Source organism: Rhodococcus sp. AC861 (genome assembly GCF_979256035.1).
In genome coordinates this window covers 1-393 of sequence record NZ_CEEDMW010000018.1, presented here as the reverse complement: position 1 = coordinate 393, position 393 = coordinate 1, and the positions used below count along the sequence as shown (strand labels likewise).

Below are 393 nucleotides of genomic sequence, written 5' to 3'. Positions count from 1 at the left end.
GGACTGTAATGAGCTTGCCGACGGCACGGACTTCTTTGCGTTAGGTGGAGCCAGTGTTACCAGGGATGGCCGCTATTTGGCGTACCTTACCGACACTGTTGGTAATGAGCGCTACACCCTCCACATACGGGATCTTCAGACGGGGGAGCAGCTTCCTGACGTCATCACCACTATCGCTGCCGGGGTGGAATGGTCCAATGATGGTGACTACCTCTACTACCAGCGTGTTGATGAGGCTTGGCGGCCCGACTCGGTATGGCGTCACCAGCTCGGTACGGACCCTGCCGCCGATGTGCGTATTTTCTATGAACCCGATGAACGCTACTGGGTGGGCATGGGTTCTACTCGTGATGAAAAGTATTTCACTATTGCTGTCTCCTCCAAGATCACTAC

Annotated in this window: 1 pseudogene; it reads left to right on the top strand. The window is 55.0% G+C overall.

Annotation, left to right across the window (positions count from 1 at the left end):
* A pseudogene (locus AC0IX4_RS22955) lies at window positions 1-393 on the top strand (oligopeptidase B); the annotation flags it as partial.